Source organism: Streptomyces sp. NPDC102441, assembly GCF_044765585.1.
Taxonomy (GTDB): domain Bacteria; phylum Actinomycetota; class Actinomycetes; order Streptomycetales; family Streptomycetaceae; genus Streptomyces.
Genome location: NZ_JBIWKH010000008.1, coordinates 311298 through 334373, shown reverse-complemented (window position 1 = coordinate 334373; position 23076 = coordinate 311298). Strand labels below are relative to the sequence as shown.

Below are 23076 nucleotides of genomic sequence, written 5' to 3'. Positions count from 1 at the left end.
GGCGGCCGTGACGCCGCCGAGCGGGGCCTCCGGACGCGTGCCGCCGTGCCGTGCCGTGCCGTGCCGTGCCGTGCCGTGCCGTGCCGTGCCGGAAAACGGACGACGGGTGGTGCGGGTTCCGCCGAACCCGCACCACCCGTCACTTCTGTCCGTCTGTCACACGCCCGTGCGTCAGCGGTTCCGCCTCGGCAAGGCTCAGTAGGCCCCGAAGACGTTGTCGATGGAGCCGTACTTGTCCGCCGCGTAGTTGCACGCGGCCGTGATGTTGGCGACCGGGTCGTAGCTGTCGGTCGATGTGCCGTCCACGTGGTAGGCCTGGAAGGTCGGGTCGATGACCTGCAGCAGACCCTTGGACGGGACGCCGTTGATCGCGTTGATGTCCCAGTCGTTGATGGCCTGGGGGTTGCCCGCGGACTCGCGGATGATGTTGCGGTGGATGCCCTCGTAGCTGCCGGGGATGCCGTGCTCGGCCATGACGGCGAGCGACTCCTTGATCCAGCCGTCGAGGTCGTTCGTGTACGAGACCGACTCGGCGGCAGGAGCGGCCTCGGCGGCGGGCGCACCCTCTGCGGCGATGGAGGTGCTCGTGCGCTCCGAACGGTCGGCGCGGTCACCGCTCTTCTCGGCACGGTCGGACGAAGCGGAGGCCTTGTCCGCCGACTTGCTCTCGGCCTTGTCCGCCGACTTGTTCTCGGCCTTGCCACCAATGGTCAGCTTCAGGCCGGGGTGAATCAGGTCGGGGTTTCCGCCGACAACCTTCTGGTTGCCCTCGTACAGGGCCTTCCAGCCACCGTTCACGGAATGCTCGCGTGCGATCTTCGCGAGTGTGTCACCCAAGATCACGGAATAGGTGGCGGACTCGGACTTCTGCGCGGCAATTCCCTTGCCGGTCGCGGCAGTCGACGTCGCGGCCTTTTCGACGGCGGCCGGCTGGGCCGGGGCCGCGAAGGCGCTCGTCGCGCCGATCACGGGGAGGGCCAGAGCGGCTCCGCCCGTGGTCACGGCGATGATGCCGCGAGTCAGTGAACTGGTCCTGGAACGACGGTGCTTACCGTTTTCGGGCATGCTGAATTCCTCTCCGTCGCCTGCGAAGTGAGCTGTCGGGTTCGAGCTGGAGATGCCCGGCCGCATACGAATGCGACTTCACCCCGAGCCGCTCCGGAAACCGGGTCGGCGCTTACTTGGGTCCCCCGCTCCTGCCGTACGAGAAGTGGTCGGGTAACCGGGCGGCGGCAGGATTCGGCGTTCCGCCCGGAGTGATGGTGACCGTAGGCGAGAAATAGGGAAAGGAACAAGCCTGGCGCGATGATCACAATTCATTCGCAAGATCAATTCTCGTGAATTCATGTAATCCACCGCACATCACGTCACCCATTTCTCTTGGCACAGAAGGGAACCGACTGCCGCGTCCCCGCGTCCGCAAGGCATAAGGTGACCCTGGTCACGGAGTCCGATTCGGGCGATTTGCGCCTGAGCGAAGCCCCCAGGTCACACGAAATGGCCTTTTATGGATTACGGGATTAATTTCAAAAAATATCTCAAAACGGGCATACGGCTCACAGCCGATACCCAGGGGCATACCGGGAGTGTCCGCGTGGAACCGATCCGTCCATGACTCGAAGTCCTCGCACCCCGGCCCCCCGGATCACCGTCCTGCCCGTCCAGCCCGGGGACCCGCCCTTCCGCATCGTGGAGATCGACGGAGAGGTGATCGGAAGCGCGACCGGCATGACGGATGTGCTGATCGCCGCCGCCGCGGCCGACATTCCGGTCCATGACCTCGAGGACCCGGCCACCGTCCGCTGGGTGGGTGGCGGCAAGCTCAGCTGGAAGCCGCACTGAGCGGTTACGTACTGTGTGGCAGATGCAGACCTACACCATCGGGCAGGCGGCCCGTCTCCTCGGCGTGAGCCCCGACACCGCACGCCGCTGGGCGGACGCCGGCCGGGTCGCCACCCATCGCGACGGGAGCGGGCGCCGCCTCATCGACGGCCGTGATCTGGCCGCGTTCTCGATCGAGGTCGGCCAGGCTTCCCCCGTCGACGAGGAGGCCCCCTACACCTCGGCGCGTAACGCCTTTCCCGGCATCGTCACCGCGGTGAAGCTCGGTGACGTGGCGGCCCAGGTCGAGATCCAGGCGGGCCCGCACCGGCTCGTCTCACTGCTGACCCGGGAAGCCGTGGAGGAGCTGGGGCTGGAGGTCGGCATGCAGGCCACGGCCCGCGTGAAGTCGACCAGCGTGCACATCGACCGCATCTGACACGGCGACTGGGCCTGTCAGTCCATCAGTCCGGCGGCGACGGTGGCCCCCAGTTCCCAGCACGCCTCGGTGTCGGCCTTGCCCGGCTCACCGGTGACGGTCACGGCGTCGGCCGTACGACGCCATCCGAGGCCCGTCGTGATCGTCTCGATGCCCCGCACCGCGCCGGTGACGTCGTTGCCGCCGTGCACGTAGTAGCCGAAGGGCCGGCCCTTCGTCCCGTCCAGGCACGGGTAGTAGACCTGGTCGAAGAAGTGCTTCAGGGCCCCGGACATGTACCCGAGGTTCGCCGGGGTGCCGAGGAGATAGCCGTCGGCCGCGAGCACATCGGACGCCGTGGCGGAGAGCGCCGCCCGCCGCACGACCCGGACGCCTTCGATGTCTTGAGCCGTCGCACCGGAGACCACCGCTTCGAACAGTGCCTGGCAGTTGGGCGAGGGCGTGTGATGCACGATCAGCAGAGTGGCCACGCCCCAGAACCTACCCGCTCACCGAACCCCGCGCCCTGCCCCGGAGCGCGGAGCCGTGGGGCGCGGACACCGCCTCAGCCGGCGGCCCGGAAGCCACGCAGGCGGAGACTGTTACCGACGACGAAGACCGACGAGAACGCCATGGCCGCGCCGGCGATCATGGGGTTGAGCAGGCCGGCCGCCGCGAGCGGGAGGGCCGCCACGTTGTAGGCGAAGGCCCAGAACAGATTCGATCGGATCGTGCCCAGCGTCCTGCGGGAGAGCCGGATCGCGTCGGCGGCCACCCGCAGGTCCCCGCGTACGAGAGTCAGGTCGCCCGCCTCGATGGCGGCGTCCGTACCCGTCCCCATGGACAGGCCCAGGTCCGCCTGGGCGAGCGCGGCCGCGTCGTTGACCCCGTCGCCGACCATGGCGACGGTACGTCCCTCCGCCTGGAGCCTCCTGACGACCTCGGCCTTGTCCTGCGGCATCACCTCGGCGATGACCTCGTCGATACCGACCTCGGCCGCGACGGAAGCGGCGACAGCCTTGTTGTCGCCGGTCAGCAGAACGGGTGTCAGTCCGAGGGAACGCAGTCGCCTGACAGCTTCGGCGCTGGTGTCCTTGACCGCGTCGGCGACCTCCAGAACCGCACGGGCCTCGCCGTCCCAGGCCACCGCGATCACGGTCCGCCCGTCCTTCTCGGCAAGGTTCTTCGCGTTCCTGAGCTCTTCCGGAAGCTCGATGGACCAGTCGGCCAGCAGCTTCTCCCGGCCGACTAGGACCGCGTGGCCCTCGACGACGCCCTGGACACCGAGGCCGGGGACGTTGACGAAGTCCTCGGGGGTCGGCAGCGCGCCCACCGCCGCGGCCGCGCCGTCGGCCACGGCGCGGGCGATCGGGTGCTCGGAGGAGTGCTCCAGTGAGCCCGCGAGGCGCAGCGCCTCGGCCTCGTCCGTGGACCCGGCCGTGTGGACCTTCAGCAGCGTCATGCGGCCGGTGGTGACGGTGCCCGTCTTGTCGAGGAGGATCGTGTCGGCCCTGCGGGTGTTCTCCAGGACCTCCGGCCCCTTGATCAGGATGCCGAGCTGGGCCCCGCGTCCGGTGCCGACCAGCAGGGCGGTGGGCGTCGCGAGGCCCAGGGCGCAGGGGCAGGCGATGATCAGTACGGCGACGGCCGCGGTGAAGGCCGCGGTCAGTCCTGCGCCCGAGCCGAGCCAGAAGCCGAGTGTCGCGAGCGCCAGCCCGATGACGACCGGCACGAAGACCGCGGAGATCCTGTCTGCCAGGCGCTGGGCGGCGGCCTTGCCGCTCTGGGCCTCTTCCACGAGCGTGGCCATCCGGGCCAGCTGGGTGTCCGCGCCGACCCTGGTGGCCTCGACGACCAGGCGGCCGCCGGCGTTGAGGGTCGCCCCCGTGACGGAGTCACCGGCGGAGACCTCGACGGGCACGGACTCGCCCGTGAGCATCGAGACGTCGACGGCGGAGGAGCCCTCGACCACGGTTCCGTCCGTGGCGATCTTCTCGCCGGGCCGGACCAGGAAGCGGTCCCCCACGTGCAGGCCGGCCGTGGGCAGGGTGATCTCACGGCCGTCACGCAGCACGGTGACTTCCTTGGCGCCCATCTCCATGAGTGCCTTGAGGGCGGCGCCGGCCTTGCGCTTCGAGCGGGCCTCGAAATACCGGCCGGCCAGGATGAAGGCCGTGACCCCGGCGGCGGCCTCCAGATAGATGTTTCCGGCTCCGTCGCTGCGGCTGATCGTGAACTCGAAGGGATGCGTCATGCCCGGCATCCCGGCCGTCCCGAAGAAGAGCGCCCACAGCGACCACAGGAAGGCGGCCGACGTACCGACCGAGATCAGGGTGTCCATGGTGGCCGCGCCGTGTCTGGCGTTGGTCCAGGCGGCGCGGTGGAAGGGCCAGGCCGCGTACGTGACGACCGGGGCGGCCAGCGTGAGGGAGAGCCACTGCCAGTACTCGAACTGGAGGGCGGGGATCATCGCCATCGCGATGACCGGCGCCGCGAGCAGGGCCGCCGTGACGAGTCGCCGGCGCAAGGACCGCAGCTCACCGTCGGCACGCTCGTCCTCGCCCCGGCCGCCCGCGGGTGCTCCGGTGTCACCGGGCTCGGGGCGGGGCGGAGCGGGGGGCTGGGCGGTGTAGCCGGTGGCCTCGACCGTGGCGATCAGGTCGTCGACCGAGATGTCCTCGGCGAAGTCGACCCTGGCCTTCTCCGTCGCGTAGTTGACGGTGGCCTCGACCCCCGTCATACGGTTGAGCTTCTTCTCGATCCGCGCCGCACACGAGGCGCAGGTCATGCCGCCGATGGTGAGCTCGACCCGGGCGGCTCCGGGAGTGGCTGAAGTCATTTCCTGCTCCTCGTCCGAACGGAACCCAGTATACCCCTCATGGGTATCTCGTCCGTTGTCAGGTATACCCCCCACCCGTACCCCTGGCAAGTTCCGGCGGCACTGCTTGCGCATACCCCCCAAGGGTATAAGTTGGAGATATTGGGCCGTCGCGAGCCCTCCACGCGGAAACAATCAGGAGCATCCATGAACCCCGCCGCGAAGATCACCGCGTTCACCGCCGCACTCGCGGCCTCCTTCGGCGCGGCCTACGGCGTCGGAGCAGTCGCCGGTCCCGGAGCCGGCACCTCCGATCCCTCCCGCCATACGGAGAGCGCCCCGCCGCATGCCGCCGACGGCCGCACCGACTCTCCGGCCGGCGGCCTCCAGATCTCCGAGGCCGGCTACACGCTCGACCTCAGGACCCCGCGGGTGAAGGCGGAGCAGAGGAGCGAGCTGCGCTTCGCCATCCTCGACCGGTCGGGCCGGCAGGTCACCGCCTTCCAGCGCGAGCACGACAAGGAACTGCATCTGATCCTCGCCTCACACGACCTGGCCACCTACCGCCACCTGCATCCCACCCGGGCGGCCGACGGCACGTGGAGCACCTCGGTCGAACTGCCCGCAGCGGGCGACTACCGGGTCTTCGCGGATTTCACCCCCGCCGGCAGGAACACCGCGAACCTGACCCTGGGCGCGGATCTCGCCGTGTCCGGGCCGTACAAGGCGGCGGAGCTTCCGAAGCCCGCCCTGTCCGCCACGGTCGACGGATACACGGTCTCCCTCAACGGCGCCCTGCGCACCGGCACGCCGGAGCGCCTCGTGTTCACCGTACGGAAGGACGGCCGGCCCGTCACCGGCCTGCAGCCCCATCTGGGCGCGTACGGACATCTCGTCGCCCTGCGCGCCGGTGACCTCGCCTATCTCCACGTCCACCCCGACGGGGAGCCCGGCGACGGCTCCACGAAGCCCGGGCCTGAGGTCTCGTTCACGGCGACGGCGCCCAGCTCCGCCACCTACCGGCTGTTCCTGGACTTCAAGCACAACGGCACCGTGCGGACGGCCGCCTTCACCGTCCCGTCCGGAGCGGCGGCGGACACCCCGTCCCCGACGGCGCCTTCCGAAGGACACGAGAGCGGGGGCCACGGTCACTGACGCGCGCCCGCACCGGACCCGAGCTACTGGTCCCGGGCGCGGTCGTTCCTCCTCCTTCGACTACAGCGACGTGAGCCGGGCCAGCGTCTGCTCCAGCTCCTCACGGAGCGTGCGGCCTGCCGCATCGCCGTCCCCCCGCACCACGGCGTCCACCAGCGCGGCATGGCCGTCGTCGCCGTGGTTCGGGTCCCCGGAGCGCAGGTCGAGCAGTTCGAGCATGTCGATCAGCCCCTTGCGCAGCGTGGGAACGAATTCCTTGAACAGCGCGGACAGTACGGGGTTGTGTGCCGCCGCGACCACGGCGGCGTGCAGCGCGATGTCCGCGTCGACGAATGCCGCGTCGCCCGCTCCAGCGTCCGCGGCGGCGCGGCGTCCGGCCAGGGCCGCGGTGAGGCCGGCTACGTCGCCGGCCGTCCGGCGCCGCCCAGCCAGCCGCGCGGCTTCGACCTCGATGCCGATGCGGACCTCGTAGACGTCGGTGACGGCCGCGCGGCGCAACTGCGCGGCCCAGTCCTCCTTGGGCTCGGCCGCGATGACGAAGACGCCCGCCCCCTGTCTCGCCTGCACAAGCCCCGCCCCGGCGAGTGCGCGCAGCGCCTCACGGACCGTGGAGCGCCCGACGCCGAGGGACGCGGCCAGCGTTGTCTCCCCGGGGAGTTTCGTCCCCACGGGCCAGACGCCCCCGGTGATCTGCTCGCGCAGTTGCTCGGTGGCCTGCTCGACCAGGGGCGAAGCTCTCAGGGGTCCCAGCGGCATGTGAGTCACTTCCCGATTCACACCTCAGGTTGTCTGAGGAGTTTATGGCGGCTACTGTACCCGGCATGCCGCTGAACGAGCTCCTTCTCCTCGTCCGCCGCTGCGGGGCCTGACACGACCGACCGGCCCCCCGCAGCGGGGGTCGGGCTGTGCCGGTCGTTCCATGGCCGACCGAAAGCAGTTTTCCCACGATGACTTCCTTCACCGTCACTCCGTTCCTCTCCGGGGCCACGGCGTTCCCCACCCTGCGCACTCCGTCCGGCGACGTCCCGGCGGGCGCACCGGCGTGGAACCGCCAGCGCCCGAGCGCGATGCCCCACCACCGCTACCGCCCCGCTCACGACCGGGTGGCACTCCCCCTGGCGGACCGCACCTGGCCCTCGCGCCGGCTCGAACGCGCTCCCCTGTGGGTGCCCGTCGACCTGCGGGACGGGAACCAGGCACTGGCCGAGCCCATGGACACCGAGCGCAAGCGCCGGCTGTTCGATCTCCTGGTCACCATGGGCTTCAAGGAGATCGAGGTCGGCTACCCGTCCGCCAGCCGGACCGACTTCGACTTCGTACGCCACCTCGCCGAAAGCGGCGCCGTTCCGGACGACGTGACGATCTCCGTGTTCACACCGGCCCGCAAGGACCTGATCGACCGGACCGTCGACTCCATCGAGGGGCTCCCCCACGCCCTGGTCCACCTCTACACCGCGACCGCGCCCGTGTGGCGGGACGTCGTGCTGGGACGGTCCCGCTCCGAGGTCCACGCACTGATCAGGGACGCCGCCGCGCACCTGATGCGGCGTGCGGGGGAACGGCCGGACGCGGACATCCGGTTCGAGTTCTCCCCGGAGGTCTTCAACCTCACCGAGCCGGACTTCGTCCTGGAGATCTGCGACGGCCTCACCGCACTGTGGGAGGCGAGCCCGGACCGGCCGGTGATCCACAACCTGCCGGCCACGGTGGAGATCGCCACCCCCAACGTGTACGCCGACCAGATCGAGTACATGCACCGCCATCTGGCCCGCCGCGATTCCGTGATCCTCTCCGTACATCCCCACAACGACCGGGGCACCGGTGTCGCCTGCGCCGAACTCGCCGTGCTGGCGGGCGCCCAGCGGGTGGAGGGCTGCCTGTTCGGCAACGGCGAGCGCACGGGCAACGTCGACCTGGTGACCCTTGCCCTCAACCTGTACGCGCAGGGCGTCGACCCGATGATCGACTTCTCCGACATCGACGCGGTCCGCGACGTGGTGGAGCACTGCAACCGGCTCCCGGTCCACCCCAGGCACCCCTACGGCGGTGAACTCGTGCACACGGCGTTCTCCGGCACCCACCAGGACGCCATCGCCAAGGGCATGGCCCACCACGCGAAGCAGGCCGCCGAATCCGGGGTGAGCGCGGGAGATGCGTCCTGGGAGGTGCCCTACCTGCCCATCGACCCGGGTGACATCGGGCGTACGTACGAGGAGATCATCCGCATCAACTCCCAGTCCGGGAAGGGGGGAATCGCCCACCTGCTCCGCACCCACCACGGGCTGGACCTGCCACAGGCGATGCGTCCGGACTTCTCGCGCACGGTGCAGCACGTCACGGACAGCACCGGGCGCGAGCTCTCCCACAAGGAGCTGTGGGACCTCTTCCGCACCACGTACATCACCCCCGCCGAGGACGGCACGCTCACGCTGGATTCCTGGGCCACCTCGGAGACCGGGCCCGGTGAGCACGAGTTCACCTGCGAGCTGCGCGCCGACGGGCAGGTCCGCCCCTGCCGGGGCACCGGGAACGGCCCGCTCTCCGCTCTGACGGACGCCCTGCGTTCGGCCGGTGTCACCGTCGACGTCCTGGGCTACGCCGAGCATGCCACCGCCACCGGGCCGGGCAGCCCCGCCGTCGCCTACGCCGAGTGCCGTGCGGACGGGGTCACCCGCTGGGGATCCGGCTGGGACACCTCGGTCCTGGCCGCGTCCGTCCATGCCGTCATGGCCGCCGTCAACCGCACTGGAGCACAGACCCGATGACCGACACGCCCCCCGTCCTCCGAGTCCGCGACGTGGACCTCGTACGCGACGGGAACCACATCCTGAGCGAGGTGTCGCTGACCGTGCGGGCCGGCGAGCACTGGGCCCTGCTCGGCGCCAACGGTGCCGGCAAGAGCACGCTGCTCAGCCTTCTCGGAGCGCTCACGCACCCCACCCGCGGCACGGTCGAGGTCCTGGGACACGAGCTGGGACGGGTCGACCTGCGCCAACTCCGCACGTACGTCGGCCATGTCGACCCGCGCCATGCGCTGCGCTCACCGCTGAGGGTCAGGGATGTCGTCCTGACGGGCCTGACGAACAGCGTCGAGCCCGTGGCCCGCTGGAGGCCGACGCCGGAGCAGGTGGCCCTGGCCGACAGCCTCACCGGCCTTCTCGGCCTCGCGGGGCGGCTGGAGGCGAGGTGGCCGACCTTGTCCCAGGGCGAGCGGGGGCGCGCCCTGATCGCGCGGGCGCTCATGCCACGGCCGCGGCTGTTGCTCCTGGACGAACCGGCGACGGGTCTGGACGTCGCGGGCCGTGAGCAGCTGATCGAGCGGATCGACACCCTTCAGCAGAGCTCACCGGAGCTCGCGTCGGTCCTGGTCACGCACCATCTGGAGGAGCTCCCTCCCGGTACGACGCATGTGATGCTGCTGCGTGACGGGCGGTGCCTCGCCTCGGGACCCGCCGACGAGGTGCTGACCAGCGATCAGATCAGCAAGTGCTTCGACCACCCGGTCCACCTCACCCGCTTCGAGGGCCGGTGGAGCGTGCGGACGAACCGCCGGATCCGCTGAGGCCCTGGCCTCCCGCCGGGGCGGACGTTCCCCGAGGAGCGCTCCGGCCCGGCGGCACGTGCCGTGCCGGCGGCCGGAGCCGCTGATCCCCCGCCCGGAACGACGCGACGGTGTGCCTCACGAAGCGCCGGACGCCCGGCGTCGTCCGCTCCTTCGGCCAGACCAGCCGCAGGGGTACGGCCGGCCCGTCCTCCAGGTGGATCCCGACGGTTCCCTCGGGCGCACCGGTGCCGTCCGCCGGCGGGGCGGCGAGCGCGACGGCCTGCCCGAGCCGGACCACCGCCAGCATCTGCAGGCCGTCGCTCACCCGGGGCCCCGGCGTGCCCGGCAGCCCGTCCGGCCAGAGGGCAGGGTCGGTGAGCTGGGCACCCGGGCCCAGCCAGTCGAGCAGTGGTTCACCGGCGAGATCGGCGATCGTCACGGTCTCCCGGTCGGCCAGCCGGTGCCCGGCCCCCATCAGCACGCTGACGCGTTCGTGGCGGAGCACCACGCTGTCCAGCCCGCGTCCGGGCAGGGGAGCGCGCAGGAGCGCGACGTCCGCCTGCCCTGACCCGAGCCGGCCGAGCTGGTCGTCGATCGTGCCGACGGTCATCCGGGCAGGATGCGGCGGGCCGGACTCGTTGTACGACCGGATCATGCCGTCCAGCAGAGACGCGTCACAGCCGGGGCCGGTCACCGTCACCGAGGCCTGCTGCTCGGCCGCCCGGCGCACCCGCGAGGCCACGTTCCCCGCCTGGGCCAGCAGCGCCCTGCCCTCTTCGAGCATCGCGTGACCGGCGGCGGTGGGTGTGACGCCCTTCGGGGTACGCAGCAGCAGCGGGGTGCCCATGGTCCTCTCCAGGGCCAGGATCGCCCTGGAGAGCGCGGGCTGCGTCATCGTCAGTCTCTGTGCGGCACGGGTGAAGTTCCCCTCCTCCGCCACAGCGATGAAGTAGTGGACCTGCCGGATCTCCACGTCACCCATGCGGCCATCGTCCCACCCGATGCCATGCCGGTGGGGCATAGGGCCATGCCGGATCGGAACTTCCATGATCGACGCCCGCCCTGTCTGCTGGAGGCACGGACGGAGGGCGCACCCGCCCACGGACGACGCATCGAACGGGAGCACAGGATGACTGAGCACGCCCCGCAGGCAGTGGTGACGGCCGGTACCGGCGGCATAGGCCTGGAGACGGCCCTCGGCCTGGCAAGGCGAGGATGGGACGTCACCCTCGTCGGGCGCGACCCGGCCCGGGGAGAGGCCGCGGTGGCCCGTGTCGACGAGGCCGCCGGACGCGGCGCGGGACGTTTCGTCCGCGCCGAGCTGTCGTCACTCGCCGAGACCCGGCAGCTGGGAGAGCGCCTCGCCGGTGAAGGCCCCCTGAACCTCCTGGTGAACAACGTGGGCGGCATGTGGACCGAGCGGTGGGTGAGCCCGGAGGGTGTCGAGGCGAGCATCGCCCTGAACCACCTTTCGCCCTACGTCCTCACCGAGGCGCTACTCGACGCGCTCGCCGCCGGGGCCCCGAGCCGCATCGTGAACGTCACGTCGAGCGCCATCGCCGCGGCGCAGACCGTGTTCGCGGACGCCGAACCGCCGGGCCCCCACTACGGCCTGGCCGCCACGGGCCGGGCCAAGCTGGCCCACCTCGCGCACTCCATGGAGCTCGCCGAGCGTCTGAGGCCCAGGGGCATCTCGGTGCTCGCCGCCGATCCCGGGGCCGCAGCGACCGACAACGCCGCGGCCATGACGATCGACATCCTGCCTCCGGCGCTGCGTCCCCACTGGGAGCAGATCCTCAAGGGCGTCTCGGCTCCGGTCGCGTCGGCGTCGAAGGGCCCTCTGACCGCGGCGACGGACCCGGCTCTGGACGGGAGCACCGGCCTGGTCCTCGGGCCCGACGGGACCGTGGACGATACGCTCCTGGCGTTCGTCACACCCGAGCTGACCCAGGCCGTACGCAGGTGGACGGCGGAGCTCATGGCGACGGCGGCACGCGCGTCCTGACGGGGCATGGCAACGGCTTCGGGCGGACCGCCGCCGTGGCGGTCCGCCCCGGTGGCGGTCCGCCCCCCGGGGAGCCCTACCGCACCAGACAGGGCCGCTTGGCGTCGAACGTCCAGCCGGGCACGAGGTACTGCATGGCGTCGGCGTCGTCCCGCGCCCCCAGCGCCTCCTCGCGGTAGAGCTCGTGGGCCGCGAGGAGGCGGTCCATGTCGAGTTCGACACCCAGGCCGGGGGCGTCGGGGACGGCGATCTCACCGCCGGCGATGCGCGGGGGTTCGACGGTGAGCCGCTCCAGGCCCTCCTGCCAGATCCAGTGCGTGTCCAGGGCGTTGTACTCGCCCGGGGCTGCGGCGCCGCAGTGCGTGATCATGGCGAGCGAGATGTCGAAGTGGTTGTTGGAGTGGCAGCCCCAGGTCAGGCCCATCGCGTTGCACAGCTGAGCCACGCGCACGGAGCCCTGCATGGTCCAGAAGTGCGGGTCGGCCAGCGGGATGGACACCGACTGGAGGGCCAGGGCGTGGGTCAGCTGACGCCAGTCGGTGGCGATCATGTTGGTCGCGGTCGGCAGGCCGGTGGCGCGGCGGAACTCGGCGAGGACCTCGCGCCCCGAGTAGCCGTCCTCCGCCCCGCAGGGGTCCTCGGCGTAGGCGAGCGTACCCACCAGCGGGGCGCACAGCTCGACCGCCTCGCGCAGCGACCAGGCACCGTTCGGGTCCAGGGTGATCCGCGCCTCGGGAAAACGGTCCTTGAGCGCGTGTACCGCCCGGACCTCCTCAGCGCCGGCCAGGACCCCGCCCTTGAGCTTGAAGTCCCGGAAGCCGTACAGGTCGTAGGCGGCCTCGGCCTGGCGGACGATCGCCTCCGGTGTGAGGGCCTCCTCATGCCGGATGCGGTACCAGTCGACGCCGGAGCCCGGCTCGCGGACGTAGTCCAGGTCGGTGCGGCCGGGGTCGCCGACGTAGAAGAGATAGCCCAGCACCCGTACGGAGTCCCGCTGCTGACCGTCGCCCAGCAGCGCCGCGACCGGTATGTCCAGATGCTGGCCCAGCAGGTCGAGCAGGGCCGACTCGACTGCGGTGACGGCGTGCACGGTGGTCCGCAGGTCGAAGGTCTGGGCGCCTCGTCCGCCCGGGTCGCGGTCCGCGAACCGGCTGCCGATCTCACGCAGGACACGCTTGTAATCGCCCACCTTCGCGCCGACGACCAGCGACTCGGCATCCCGCAGGGTCCGGGTGATCTTCTCGCCTCCCGGCACCTCCCCCAGTCCCGTACGGCCTTCGGAGTCCTTGAGGACGACGATGTTGCGGGTGAAGAAGGGCCCGTGGGCGCCGGAGAGGTTCAGCTCCATGCAGTCGCGCCCGGCGACCGGATAGACGGCGAAGTGGGTGATGGTCGGCTGGTTCATGCTGGTCGGGTTCCTTGGGTGCGAGAGAGGTGCCGGGCGGAGAGCGGTGTCAGAGGCCGATGACGTCGAGGGTCCACTCGGCCGCCAGGACGCCGCCGAGACCGAGGACGGCAAGCACTGTCGTATAGCCGGTACGGACCTTGATCGCCTGGATGACCGAGAGGTTGAAGTACTCCTTGAACAGCCAGAATCCCGGGTCGTTGACGTGGGAGAAGGCGATCGACCCGCACGAGACGGCGAGCACCATCATCTCGGGGTGGGCTCCGCTGCCCGCGAGGAGCGGCAGGACCACACCGGAGGCGGTGACCACGGCGACCGTCGCCGAACCGAGCGCGATGCGGAGGATGGCGGCGATCAGCCAGGCCAGGATGATCGGCGAGATCGACCAGTGCTCGGTGATGTCCTTGATGTAGTCGGATATCCCGCCTTCGACGAGGACGTTCTTGAAGGCGCCGCCCGCGCCGATGACCAGGAGGATCATCGCCATCGCCTGGGCCGCCGAGGCACAGGACGCGCTGACGTCGGCCAGGCTGCGGCCGATCCGCGGTCCGAACGCCCAGGCCGCCAGGAGGAGGGCCAGCAGGAGCGCGACGGGTGCCGAGCCGATGAAGGCGACGCCGTGCAGGACGGGGCTCTCGCCGGACGTGAGCATGTCGGTGACGGCAGCGCCGGCGATCAGCACCACGGGGAAGAGGGCGACGAACAGCGACCAGCCCATGCCGGGCATCTCCTCGTCGGTGAACTCGCGCTCACTGACCAGGCCCTTGGGCATGGAGGGGTTCATCGCCCTGACGAACGGCAGTCGCGGCCACAGGAGCGCGATGAGCGCACCGGCCGGTACGGCGATGAACAGGCCGTAGAAGAGGGTGTGGCCGACGGAGGCGTGGAACGTCGCGGCTACGGCGGTGGGGCCGGGGTGCGGCGGCAGGAAGCTGTGCATCGTGGACAGGGCGATCGACATCGGCAGGCCCACCCACAGCAGGTTGACCCCGGTGACCCTGACGAGCGTGAACGCGATGGGCACGATGATGATGAAGGCGACCTCGTAGAACATGGTCACGCCGATGAGCATCGACGTGACCACCATGGCCACCTGGACCCCGCGCGGCCCGAAGGCGTCGAGTAGCTTGCCCGCGATCCGCTGGGCGGCTCCGGAGTCGCCCATGACCCGGCCGACCATGGCGCCCAGGCCGATCGTGAGCATGGTGTCGCCTATCTGGTCCCCGATGCCCGCCGAGAGGACGTCCGGGATCTCCATCGCGGGGATCCCCTGGACCAGTGCCACGCCGACCGCCACGAGCAGCAGTGCGGCGAAGCCGTTGAGTTTCATGCGAGTCATCAGGAGCAGCAGCACCAGAACGCTGATCCCGACCACGACGAGCGGCATGTCAGTTCCCCTTTGAACTGTCGGACTGTCGGGCTGTGGAACCCGGGCCTGCGAAGGGTTCCTGGCGGGAGCCGTCCGGCGGCCGCTGAACGACGTCTCCGGTGTCCGCGCTGAACCGCCCCACAAATCCCATCCCTATATGCAGATGGCGTATATGTATGAGAACGGAGGTTAGGCGTGTGAACGCAACGCGGTCAATGGGTGCGGCGCCCCGGATCTAGGATGTGGAGATGTCGGAGAACACCGGGGTCCGTGGGGTGAAGTCGGCATCCCGCACCGTCGCGCTGCTCGAAGTCCTCGCCGCCCGTGGCGACCGGCCGGCCCGCCTGGACGAGCTCGCCGAGGAACTCGGCGTACCGCGCAGCAGCATGTACCAGCTGCTGCGGACCCTCATCGACTGTGGCTGGGTTCGGACCGACACGACCGGCTCCCTCTACGGCATCGGCATCCGCGCCCTCCACACGGGGACGAGCTACCTGGACAGCGACCCGCATGTGCGCGCCGCCCGCCCGTATCTCGACGAGGCCTCCGACGCGCTCGGTGAGACGATCCATCTGGCCCGGCTCGACGGCACCAACGTCGTCTATCTCGCGACGCGCGAGTCCCACGAGTACCTGCGCACCATCAACCGGGTCGGCCGCCGGATCCCGGCCCATGCCGGAGCGCTCGGCAAGGCCCTGCTCGCCGAGCGCCCGGACGATCAACTGCCGCTCGCCGCTGGCCCCCTGACGCCCCGTACGGAGAACACCCACACCGGGCGGACCACACTGCTCGCCGACCTCGCCCGGGTACGCGAGCGGGGCTACTCCATCGACCGCGAGGAGACCGTGACGGGCATCGCGGGCTTCGGCTTCGCCCTGCGGTACGACACACCGGCCATCGACGCCATCAGCTGTTCGGTGCCCGTGGCACGGCTCAGCGAGGAGCACGAGACGCGGGTGGTGGCGGTCATGCGGGAGATCCGGGCGAAGATCGAGAGCGTCCTGTCCCCCGCCCCCGGCGCCCCCGACTGGCGCTGAGCGAGGGGCGCGTCCGCCGCACTCCCGGCTCCTGCCGTCGTGTCAGCGGCGGGGCACGTCGAGCGCGTTCAGGAGCCGGTCGACGTCGTCGTCGCACGAGTAGGGCGCGAGACCGACCCGTACACCGCCGTCCTCGCCCAGTCCCAGCCTGCGGGACGCCTCCCAGGCGTAGAAGGACCCCGCCGGTGCGTCCACACCGCGTCCGGCCAGGTGCTGGGAGACCTCTTCCGGCTTCCTGCCCGCCAGCGTGAACAGTGTGGTCGGGGTGCGCCGTGCCGCGCGGGAATGCACCGTGACGTCGTCCAGCGACGCCAGGCCCTCCTCCATGCGACCGCGCAGCCGGTCCTCGTGCGAGGCGAGCGCCGTGAACGCGCGGCCCAGGTCCTCCCGTCGGCTGCCGGTTCCGGGGACGAGCCCGGCGAGGAAGTCCACGGCCGCCGTCGCGCCCGCCAGCAGTTCGTAGGGCAGCGTGCCCAGTTCGAAACGCTCGGGGACGGCGTCGCTGGAGGGCAGCAGCTTGTCCGGCCGCAGGCTGTGGAGCAGCTCCCGCCGCCCGGTGAGCACGCCGAGGTGCGGTCCGAGGAATTTGTAGGGCGAGCAGACCAGCGTGTCCGCGCCGAGCGCGGCCAGGTCGACCGTGGCGTGCGAGGCGTAGTGCACGGCGTCGACATGGAAGAGCGCGTCGGCCCCGTGCACCAGCGCGGCGAGGGCCGGGATGTCGGGGCAGGTGCCGATGAGGTTGGAGGCGGCCGTGACGGCGACGAGCCGGGTGCGGCCGGACAGCACGGCCTCGATGTGCTCGGTGCCGAGCTCGCCCGTCGCGGGGTCGAAGTCGGCCCACCGGACCGTCGCGCCCACGGCCTCGGCGACCTGGACCCAGGGCCGTATGTTCGAGTCGTGGTCCAGCCGGGAAACCACCACCTCGTCCCCCGGCCCCCAGTCCTTGGCCAGGGTGCGCGCCAGATCGTAGACGAGCTGGGTGGCGCTGCGCCCGAACACCACCGATCCGGCCTCCGAGCCGAGCAGGTCGGCCAGGGCATGCCGCGCACCGGTCACGATCGCCTCGGCGTTGCGCCCGCCCTCCGTGAGCACGCCGCGGTTGGCCAGCGGGCGGGTGAGGGCCACGGTGATCGCGTCGATGACCTGCTGGGGCGTCTGGGTGCCACCCGGCGCGTCGAAACGGGCGGTGCCCGCCTTCAGCGCCGGGAAGCAGGCACGGATCGCCTGCACGTCGAGGGTGTGGCCGGTGTCGCTCGTCAAGGGGTACTCCGGGAAGGGGAAGCCGGGCTGCGGAACTGGGCGGGTTGTCCGGCGCGCTCCTGGCTCACAGCCCGCGCGCCGGACGGTCAGAACGGGTAGCGCTCGATGTGTGCCTGAGCGGTGATCCACTGCACGTCGGAGAAGGTGTCCAGGCTCGCCCTGCCTCCGAAGCGGCCTCCCGTCCCGGACGCCTTGGTGCCGCCGAAGGGAGCCACCGCCTCGTCGTCCACCGTCTGGTCGTTGATGTGCACCGCGCCCGATTCGATCCGGTCGGCGCGTTCCCACGCGGCGAAGGCGTTGCCCGTGAGGATCGACACGGACAGCCCGTACTCGGAGGAGTTGATGATGTCGATGGCCTCGCCGACGGTCTCGTACGTGACGACGGGGGCGACCGGGCCGAACACCTCCTCCACGAACGCCGGGGAGTCCGACGGCACACCGGTCAGGACGGTGGGACGGTAGAACAGGCCGTCGTAGGTGCCGCCGGCCGCGAGCTCCGCGCCCTGCTCGACGGTGCGTGTGACGATCGAGTGGATCCTGTCGCGCTGCCGCTCGTCGATGACCGGGCCGAGCACGTTGGCCGGGTCCACGGGGTCACCGACCGGGATTCCGTCCGCCTTCTCGGCGAGCTTGGCGGCGTACTCGGCGGCTTGGGAGACATGCACCAGATGGCGTCCGGTGGTCATGCAGATCTGGCCCTGGTGCAGGAAGGAGCCCCAGGCACCGGCCGAGGCCGCGGCGTCCAGGTCGGCGTCCGGGAGGACCAGGAGGGCGTTGTTGCCGCCCAGCTCCAGGTGCACCTTCTTGAGCAGAGGGGCCGCCGCCGTGCCGATCGCACGGCCGGCCGGGGTGGAGCCGGTGAAGGAGATGCAGGGCACGTCCGGGTGCGCGACCAGGGCCTCGCCGACCTCGGTGCCGCCCGGCAGGACGTGCAGCAGGCCTTCGGGCAGCCCGGCGTCGGCCAGCAGTTCGGCGAGCGCGAGGCCTCCGGACACCGGAGTGCGGGGATCGGGCTTGAGGACCACCGCGTTGCCCGCGGCCAGCGCCGGGGCCACCGAGCGCAGGGCCAGGATGGCGGGGAAATTGAACGGACTGATGACGCCCACGACTCCGAGCGGGAGCCGGCGCACGGCGGAGAGGCGGGGCTTCGAGCTCCGCAACAGCTCGCCGTAGGGCTCCGAGGTCAGCGCCGCCGCCTCGTTGAGCTCCGAGACGAGCAGACCGACCTCGAACTGCGGCCTTGCCCTGCCCGGAGCCCGATTCCGGGACGAGCCACCGCACGATGCGGTCGGGGTCGGCGGCCAGCAGGGCGGAGGCCTTGATGAAGACCTGGGCCCGCTCGGCGTAGCCGAGCTTCGCCCAGGCGCGCTGCGCCGTCCTCGCGGAAGCGACCGATGCGTCGACGTCCTCGGCGGTGGCCGCGCCCACGGTCGCGACGACCTCGCCGGTGGCGGGGGCCGTCACCTCGATGGTGCCCCCGCCCGCAGCACGCCAGGAGCCGTCGAAGATCTTCGAGGACCAGATCGGCCCGGACGCCGAGGGGGCGGAGTCTGTGCTGGTCATGAGGGGTTCCTCCTCGCGAGTCGGGATCGGGTCGGCCGTCGGGGAGTTCGGCCGGCCCTGCCTGTCGATTCCACCACAGAGGACCGCGCCAAGGTGCTGGAGGCACTGACCACGCTCCCCCGGGTCATGGAACGTCACCTCACCTAGGGTCTTTCGTCCGGGTCAGGCCGGATCGAGAAGCGGGGTCCGGTGCCGTGCATCGCAAGGCGGAGGAGTGGGCAGTCGGGGTACCCCCGGCAACGCAGAGGGGCCTGTCGGCCGCAGGTCAGGCCCCTCCCAGCAGCCCGCCGAGCAGCCCACCCAGCAGATCACCGAGCGGCCCGCCCGGCGCGGCGGTCTCCTCGGGCTCCTGGCCCTGGGCGTCGTCATCCCCTGCGGTCGCACCCCCGGCTCCGGAGCCACTTCCGCTGTCGGGGGCGGGTGAGGAGGGTTCATCCGTGGATCCTTCACCGCCCTGCGTGTTCCCCGCGGATGCGCCGGACGCCGGGGCGGAGGACCGGGGCCCGGAGGTGGGCACTGCGGACCGCTCACCCACGGCGGGGACACCGGCGGCATCGCCGGACGCTTCGGTGGAGTGCGGGACAGCGGCCCGCGCGGGCGCCGACGGGCCCGCCGGACCGAATGCGACCGGCCCGGATGCCACCGGACCGGACGTGCCGGGCATAATTTCCGCGGCCACTGCCGCCCGGTCCCCGTCCTGACTCCGGGGCGACTGTTCCTCCACGCCGCGGTCCAGACCCAGCACCCGGGGCAGTCGCAGGTAGGGCGCCCGGGAGTCGCCTCCGACCAGCGCGGCGGTCACAGCCGTGGCGTAGCAGGCACAGCAGAGCGCCGCGATGGTCCCTGTACGGCGCCAGGTCCGGCCGCGCTTCCCGGTGGCGTCGACGAAGACCGGCCGGGTGGGCGGCGCGGCACCGCCGCGCTCCGGGCTGTGAACGGGTGCCGCGTCGTTCACGGCCGAGCCCTTGCCCGCCATCGGGGTCCCGGCCCCTCGCGTGCGGGTGGCCCGGTGGCTGTCCCCTTCCTCGGCCGTCGTGCCGTCGTCCCTCACGTCGTCGTCCACTGTCGAGCCGCGTATGCCCATGTGTGTCTCCCCCTACGTCCGCCCCGGCCGCTCGTCGGCGGGGCTCGCCCCTTGCCAGGCCCCCTGCGCCAGGCGTGTTCCGGAGATCTCCGCAACCCCGCCTGCGCGCACTGGCTCCGCCCATGATTCGGATCCGGAGGACTTACGGACTGCTCTGCTGGGCGAAGAGCCGGAACTGGCCGGTTTGTGGCCGGATCCGCGACACGACCGAGGTCATGGCCGGCACCGGCCGGACATCGGGGACAGGACGGGCGCGTACCGGGGCAGCGAGGAAGGACCGGACGGCCCGGCAGGGAGGTGCCGGGCCCCAGCCTCGGCACCCGGAACGGGGACCGTCGCATTCGACGGTCCCCGTGCGGGCGATCAGCAGCCGGCCGCGGTCCGAGGCGTCACAGCCTCGCGCGCTTCCGCCACCCCGCAGGACCCCGGGGATCCGTCGGGGCGGCGGACGGACACCGGGACCTCGCGGCTATCCGGCGTACGTCTCGAATTCGGCGACCTTCGGGGTACCGGTCGAGCCGGTGATCTCGATGGTGACCTTCTTCAGTGAGGTCTGCGGAACCGTGATGACGCCGGCTCCGCTGCCGGAGGCCAGGACGGCACCGGTGTCGCCGTTGACGACCCTCCAGGACCCGATGCTGCCGGTGGAGCCCGACGCCTCGCGGACATTGATCCTGGAGACGGAGGTCGCGGTGCCCCACTTGACCGAGACGGAACCGGTCGAGCCGGCGGGCGACCAGGAGGTGCTCATGTCACCGTCCCGCACGTTGCCGTAGCTGGATCCACTGGCCTTGCTGGAGCCGTCGGCTCCGGCACCGAGGCTGAGGTTGGTCCCGGTGGGCGGGTCCGTCGGGTCGGTCGGGTCCGGCGTGGGGTCCGTCGGGTCCGGTGTCGGGTCGGTCGGGTCCGGCGTCTGCGGCGAGCAGTTGCCGTCCGACACCTTCAGCCCCTTGTTGGCCCCCGCCGTCTCGGCCACGATCCCCGGCACACAGCTCGCGCCGTCGAGCTTGTAGGAGTAGGGGATGCTGACGGTGGTGTTGGACTCCGGGTCGGGCCCTGCGGGGTTGTTGTCGTCGGCGGGCTCCGACCAGGTCACGTTGTCGAAGGTGTTGCCGCTGACCTGCCAGTATCCGGCCTCGTCGGTGTAGAACGTGCCCAGCACGTCCTTGGAGTCCTGGAAGTAGTTGTTGTCCACCTTGGCGCGCGCGCCGGCCCGGGAGTTGATACCGGACTTGGTGAGGTTCACGTAGTGGTTGTTGTAGATGTGCGCGATGCCGCCGCGCAGCAGGGGCGCGCGGGAGTCGATGTTCTCGTACAGGTTGTGGTGGTAGGTGACGTACCCGTTGGAGGTGTCGGACTCGCTGGACCCGATGAGGCCACCGCGGCCCGAGTTGCGCAGGGTGCTGTAGGACAGCGTGACGTACTGGGTGTTGTCCTTCATGTCGAAGAGGCCGTCGTACCCCTCCGACTCACCGCCGGACGCCTCGAGCGTGGAGTGGTCGACCCAGACGTTGCGGACGTCGCTCTCCATGCCGATGGCGTCACCGCCGTTGGACGTGGGCGAGCCGGACTTCTTGACGTTCTTGACGGTCACGTTCTGGATGATGATGTTGCTGGACTGACGGATGTGGATGCCCAGCTGGTCGAAGACGGCTCCGCTGCCGACGCCCACGATCGTGACGTTGCTGATCTGCTTGAGCTCGATCACACCGGCCGCGGTGTTGCAGCTGTCGCCCGACACCTTCGTGGTGTTGCCGTGGTTGATCGTGCCCTCGACCTCGATGGTGATCGGGGTGCTGCTGTCGGCCCGGCCGCACAGGGCCGCGTGGAGCGCGGTCCCCGTGGTAGCCCGCACCGTCTCACCGCCGGCACCGCCGGTGGTCCCGCCGTTCTGGGACGCGTAGCCGGTGGCGCTCCCGGCCACCGCCGCTGAGGCCTCGGGCATCGACATCACCACACCGGTCGCGGCCGCCACGGCCAGTGTGGCCAGCGCGGCGTTGAGTCGCAGTGCGAGTGGTCGTCTCATGTTCGTGTCCCCATTCGTCTTCACGTGCTGGGTTTCGCCGCGGTCGCAACGGCGGACCGGCGGGACTGCCGGGTGGTCACCGGGCAGCCTCGTCGGCTGTTGTGCGTGAGCCCTGCGCCGGACCGGTGGCGGCTCGTGCGTGTCCGTCGCGACGGCCGTCGCGGCGGACGCTTCCACCGGGCGGAACCAGGAGGGGAAAGCGCTTTCTTCCCGCGACAATAGAGCGCCCACCGTCAACTGACAAGGTTCATGACATGCACGGCATCCGGGTTCGTCCGACGCGGCGGAACGTCAACGTCTGTCCGGATCAACGGAGTTCGACGCAGACCGGCCCACACGGGACACGGCCTGACCGAGACGCGGGGGGGGCGGCCTCGGTAAGGCCCCCCGCGTTCAGGCGTCGAGCCCTCCCCGCTTGACCAGCTGGCTCGCGATGACGTTGCGCTGGATCTCGTTGGTCCCCTCCCCGACGATCATCAGCGGGGCGTCACGGAAGTAGCGCTCCACGTCGAACTCGGTCGAGTAGCCGTAACCGCCGTGGATGCGTACGGCGTTGAGGGCGATCTGCATGGCCGTCTCGGAGGCGAACAGCTTGGCCATGCCCGCCTCCATGTCCACACGACGGCCGGCGTCCGCCTCGCGGGCCGCGTACAAGGTGAGCTGGCGGGCGGCGGTGAGCGAGGTCGCCATGTCGGCGAGGTAGTTGCCGACGGACTGGTGCTTCCAGATGGGCTTCCCGAAGGTTTCCCGCTCCTGGGCGTAGGCGAGGGAGTCCTCCAGCGCCGCCCGGCCGACGCCGAGCGCGCGGGCCGCGACCTGGAGACGGCCGGTCTCCAGGCCCTTCATCATCTGGCCGAACCCGTCGCCCTCGGCCCCGCCGAGTACCGCGTCGGCCGCCGCCCGGTAGCCCTCGAAGGAGAGTTCGCAGCTCTCCACACCCTTGTAACCCAGCTTGGGAAGGTCGCGGGAGACCGTCAGTCCTGGTCCGTGCTCGACGAGCAGGATGGAGATCCCCTTGTGCGCCGGGGAGGCCTGCGGGTCCGTCTTGCACAGCAGGGCGATCAGCTGCGAGCGGCGGGAGTTGGTGATCCAGGTCTTCGCGCCGTCGACGATGTACCCCTCACCGTCCTTACGGGCGACGGTGCGCATGGCCTGGAGGTCGGAGCCGCCGCCCGGCTCCGTCAGGGCCATGGTGGCCCGGATCTCGCCGGTGGCCATCCGGGGCAGGTAGCGCCGCTTCTGCTCCTCGGTGCCGAAGCGGAGCAGCAGCTTGGCGACCACGGTGTGTCCGCCCATGGCACCGGCCAGGCTCATCCAGCCGCGCGCCAGCTCCTCGGTGACGAGGACGTAGCAGGGGGTCGACACCGGCGTGCCGCCGTACTCCTCCGGGACGGCGAGGCCGAAGATGCCGAGCTTCTTCATCTGCTCGATCAGGGCCTCGGGATAGGTGTTGGTGTGGTCGAGTTCCCGCACCACGGGCTTGATGTCCTTGTCGACGAAGTCGCGCACCGTGCTGACGATGAACTGCTCGTCCTCGGAAAGGATGTCGAGGGTGCTCATGTGGGGGCGGC

At 70.9% G+C, this 23076-nt stretch carries 18 protein-coding genes, 1 pseudogene and 1 riboswitch; of the genes and pseudogenes, 7 read left to right on the top strand and 12 right to left on the bottom strand.

Translation table 11 applies throughout. From position 1 onward, the window contains the following. Nucleotides 1–195 precede the first annotated feature (195 nt). Nucleotides 196–1065 carry a transglycosylase SLT domain-containing protein gene (locus tag ACIREO_RS19930; protein ID WP_404111683.1) on the bottom strand — a complete coding sequence of 290 codons (870 nt, stop codon included), beginning with the start codon at nt 1063–1065 and terminating at the stop codon, nt 196–198. A 4-nt stretch (nt 1066–1069) separates the two neighbouring features. Then, nucleotides 1070–1255, bottom strand: a riboswitch (cyclic di-AMP (ydaO/yuaA leader). A 356-nt stretch (nt 1256–1611) separates the two neighbouring features. On the opposite strand from ACIREO_RS19930, the gene ACIREO_RS19925 reads away from it, so the two are divergent. Further along, complete coding sequence (locus tag ACIREO_RS19925) at nt 1612–1842, top strand: hypothetical protein (RefSeq protein ID WP_404111679.1); 231 nt, start codon at nt 1612–1614, stop codon at nt 1840–1842. 22 nt (nt 1843–1864) lie between these two features. Then, nucleotides 1865–2260 carry a molybdopterin-binding protein gene (locus ACIREO_RS19920; RefSeq protein ID WP_404111676.1) on the top strand — a complete coding sequence of 132 codons (396 nt, stop codon included), beginning with the start codon at nt 1865–1867 and terminating at the stop codon, nt 2258–2260. 17 nt (nt 2261–2277) lie between these two features. Here ACIREO_RS19920 and ACIREO_RS19915 read toward each other — a convergent pair whose 3' ends face one another. Further along, on the bottom strand, nt 2278–2730 hold the full coding sequence (locus tag ACIREO_RS19915; RefSeq protein ID WP_404111673.1) for a flavodoxin family protein: 453 nt from the start codon (nt 2728–2730) through the stop codon (nt 2278–2280). A gap of 74 nt (nt 2731–2804) precedes the next feature. Continuing rightward, complete coding sequence (locus ACIREO_RS19910) at nt 2805–5078, bottom strand: heavy metal translocating P-type ATPase (protein ID WP_404111670.1); 2274 nt, start codon at nt 5076–5078, stop codon at nt 2805–2807. 186 nt (nt 5079–5264) lie between these two features. Between ACIREO_RS19910 and ACIREO_RS19905 the strand changes: the two genes are divergently transcribed. Next, entirely contained in the window at nt 5265–6212 is a 948-nt protein-coding gene (locus ACIREO_RS19905; RefSeq protein ID WP_404111668.1) for a hypothetical protein, read from the top strand. A 60-nt stretch (nt 6213–6272) separates the two neighbouring features. On the opposite strand, the gene ACIREO_RS19900 is transcribed toward ACIREO_RS19905, so the two are convergent. Further along, on the bottom strand, nt 6273–6968 hold the full coding sequence (locus ACIREO_RS19900) for a FadR/GntR family transcriptional regulator (RefSeq protein WP_404111665.1): 696 nt from the start codon (nt 6966–6968) through the stop codon (nt 6273–6275). Between the two features lie 191 nt (nt 6969–7159). On the opposite strand from ACIREO_RS19900, the gene leuA reads away from it, so the two are divergent. Both leuA and ACIREO_RS19890 read left to right on the top strand, forming a co-directional pair. Further along, nucleotides 7160–8977 carry a 2-isopropylmalate synthase gene (leuA, locus tag ACIREO_RS19895; RefSeq protein ID WP_404111663.1) on the top strand — a complete coding sequence of 606 codons (1818 nt, stop codon included), beginning with the start codon at nt 7160–7162 and terminating at the stop codon, nt 8975–8977. After that, entirely contained in the window at nt 8974–9774 is an 801-nt protein-coding gene (locus ACIREO_RS19890; protein WP_404111660.1) for an ABC transporter ATP-binding protein, read from the top strand. The genes leuA and ACIREO_RS19890 overlap by 4 nt, the downstream gene beginning before the upstream one ends. On the opposite strand, the gene ACIREO_RS19885 is transcribed toward ACIREO_RS19890, so the two are convergent. Further along, the gene (locus tag ACIREO_RS19885; protein WP_404111658.1) at nt 9722–10738 is read right to left on the bottom strand and encodes a LysR family transcriptional regulator; all 1017 of its coding nucleotides are present in this window, start codon (nt 10736–10738) and stop codon (nt 9722–9724) included. The two genes, ACIREO_RS19890 and ACIREO_RS19885, sit on opposite strands and share 53 nt — an antisense overlap. Before the next feature lie 147 nt (nt 10739–10885). Between ACIREO_RS19885 and ACIREO_RS19880 the strand changes: the two genes are divergently transcribed. Continuing rightward, nucleotides 10886–11761: an SDR family NAD(P)-dependent oxidoreductase gene (locus tag ACIREO_RS19880; RefSeq protein ID WP_404111655.1), complete on the top strand. Its 876-nt coding sequence runs from the start codon at nt 10886–10888 to the stop codon at nt 11759–11761. Between the two features lie 76 nt (nt 11762–11837). On the opposite strand, the gene ACIREO_RS19875 is transcribed toward ACIREO_RS19880, so the two are convergent. Continuing rightward, on the bottom strand, nt 11838–13166 hold the full coding sequence (locus ACIREO_RS19875; protein WP_404111652.1) for an enolase C-terminal domain-like protein: 1329 nt from the start codon (nt 13164–13166) through the stop codon (nt 11838–11840). 49 nt (nt 13167–13215) lie between these two features. Continuing rightward, nucleotides 13216–14553 carry a gluconate:H+ symporter gene (locus tag ACIREO_RS19870; protein ID WP_404111650.1) on the bottom strand — a complete coding sequence of 446 codons (1338 nt, stop codon included), beginning with the start codon at nt 14551–14553 and terminating at the stop codon, nt 13216–13218. A gap of 230 nt (nt 14554–14783) precedes the next feature. On the opposite strand from ACIREO_RS19870, the gene ACIREO_RS19865 reads away from it, so the two are divergent. Further along, nucleotides 14784–15572: an IclR family transcriptional regulator gene (locus ACIREO_RS19865; protein WP_404111647.1), complete on the top strand. Its 789-nt coding sequence runs from the start codon at nt 14784–14786 to the stop codon at nt 15570–15572. Between the two features lie 42 nt (nt 15573–15614). On the opposite strand, the gene ACIREO_RS19860 is transcribed toward ACIREO_RS19865, so the two are convergent. From ACIREO_RS19860 to ACIREO_RS19840, 5 genes and pseudogenes are all read right to left on the bottom strand, one after another. After that, nucleotides 15615–16832, bottom strand: a complete 1218-nt coding sequence (locus tag ACIREO_RS19860) for a cysteine desulfurase-like protein (protein ID WP_404111644.1) — start codon at nt 16830–16832, stop codon at nt 15615–15617. A gap of 86 nt (nt 16833–16918) precedes the next feature. Next, nucleotides 16919–18395, bottom strand: a pseudogene (locus ACIREO_RS19855) (aldehyde dehydrogenase family protein). A 265-nt stretch (nt 18396–18660) separates the two neighbouring features. Beyond that, on the bottom strand, nt 18661–19479 hold the full coding sequence (locus tag ACIREO_RS19850) for a hypothetical protein (protein WP_404111641.1): 819 nt from the start codon (nt 19477–19479) through the stop codon (nt 18661–18663). Between the two features lie 469 nt (nt 19480–19948). Beyond that, complete coding sequence (locus ACIREO_RS19845) at nt 19949–21505, bottom strand: polysaccharide lyase family 1 protein (RefSeq protein WP_404111638.1); 1557 nt, start codon at nt 21503–21505, stop codon at nt 19949–19951. Nucleotides 21506–21898: 393 nt separating this feature from the next. After that, the gene (locus ACIREO_RS19840) at nt 21899–23065 is read right to left on the bottom strand and encodes an acyl-CoA dehydrogenase family protein (RefSeq protein WP_404111636.1); all 1167 of its coding nucleotides are present in this window, start codon (nt 23063–23065) and stop codon (nt 21899–21901) included. Nucleotides 23066–23076: the final 11 nt, after the last annotated feature.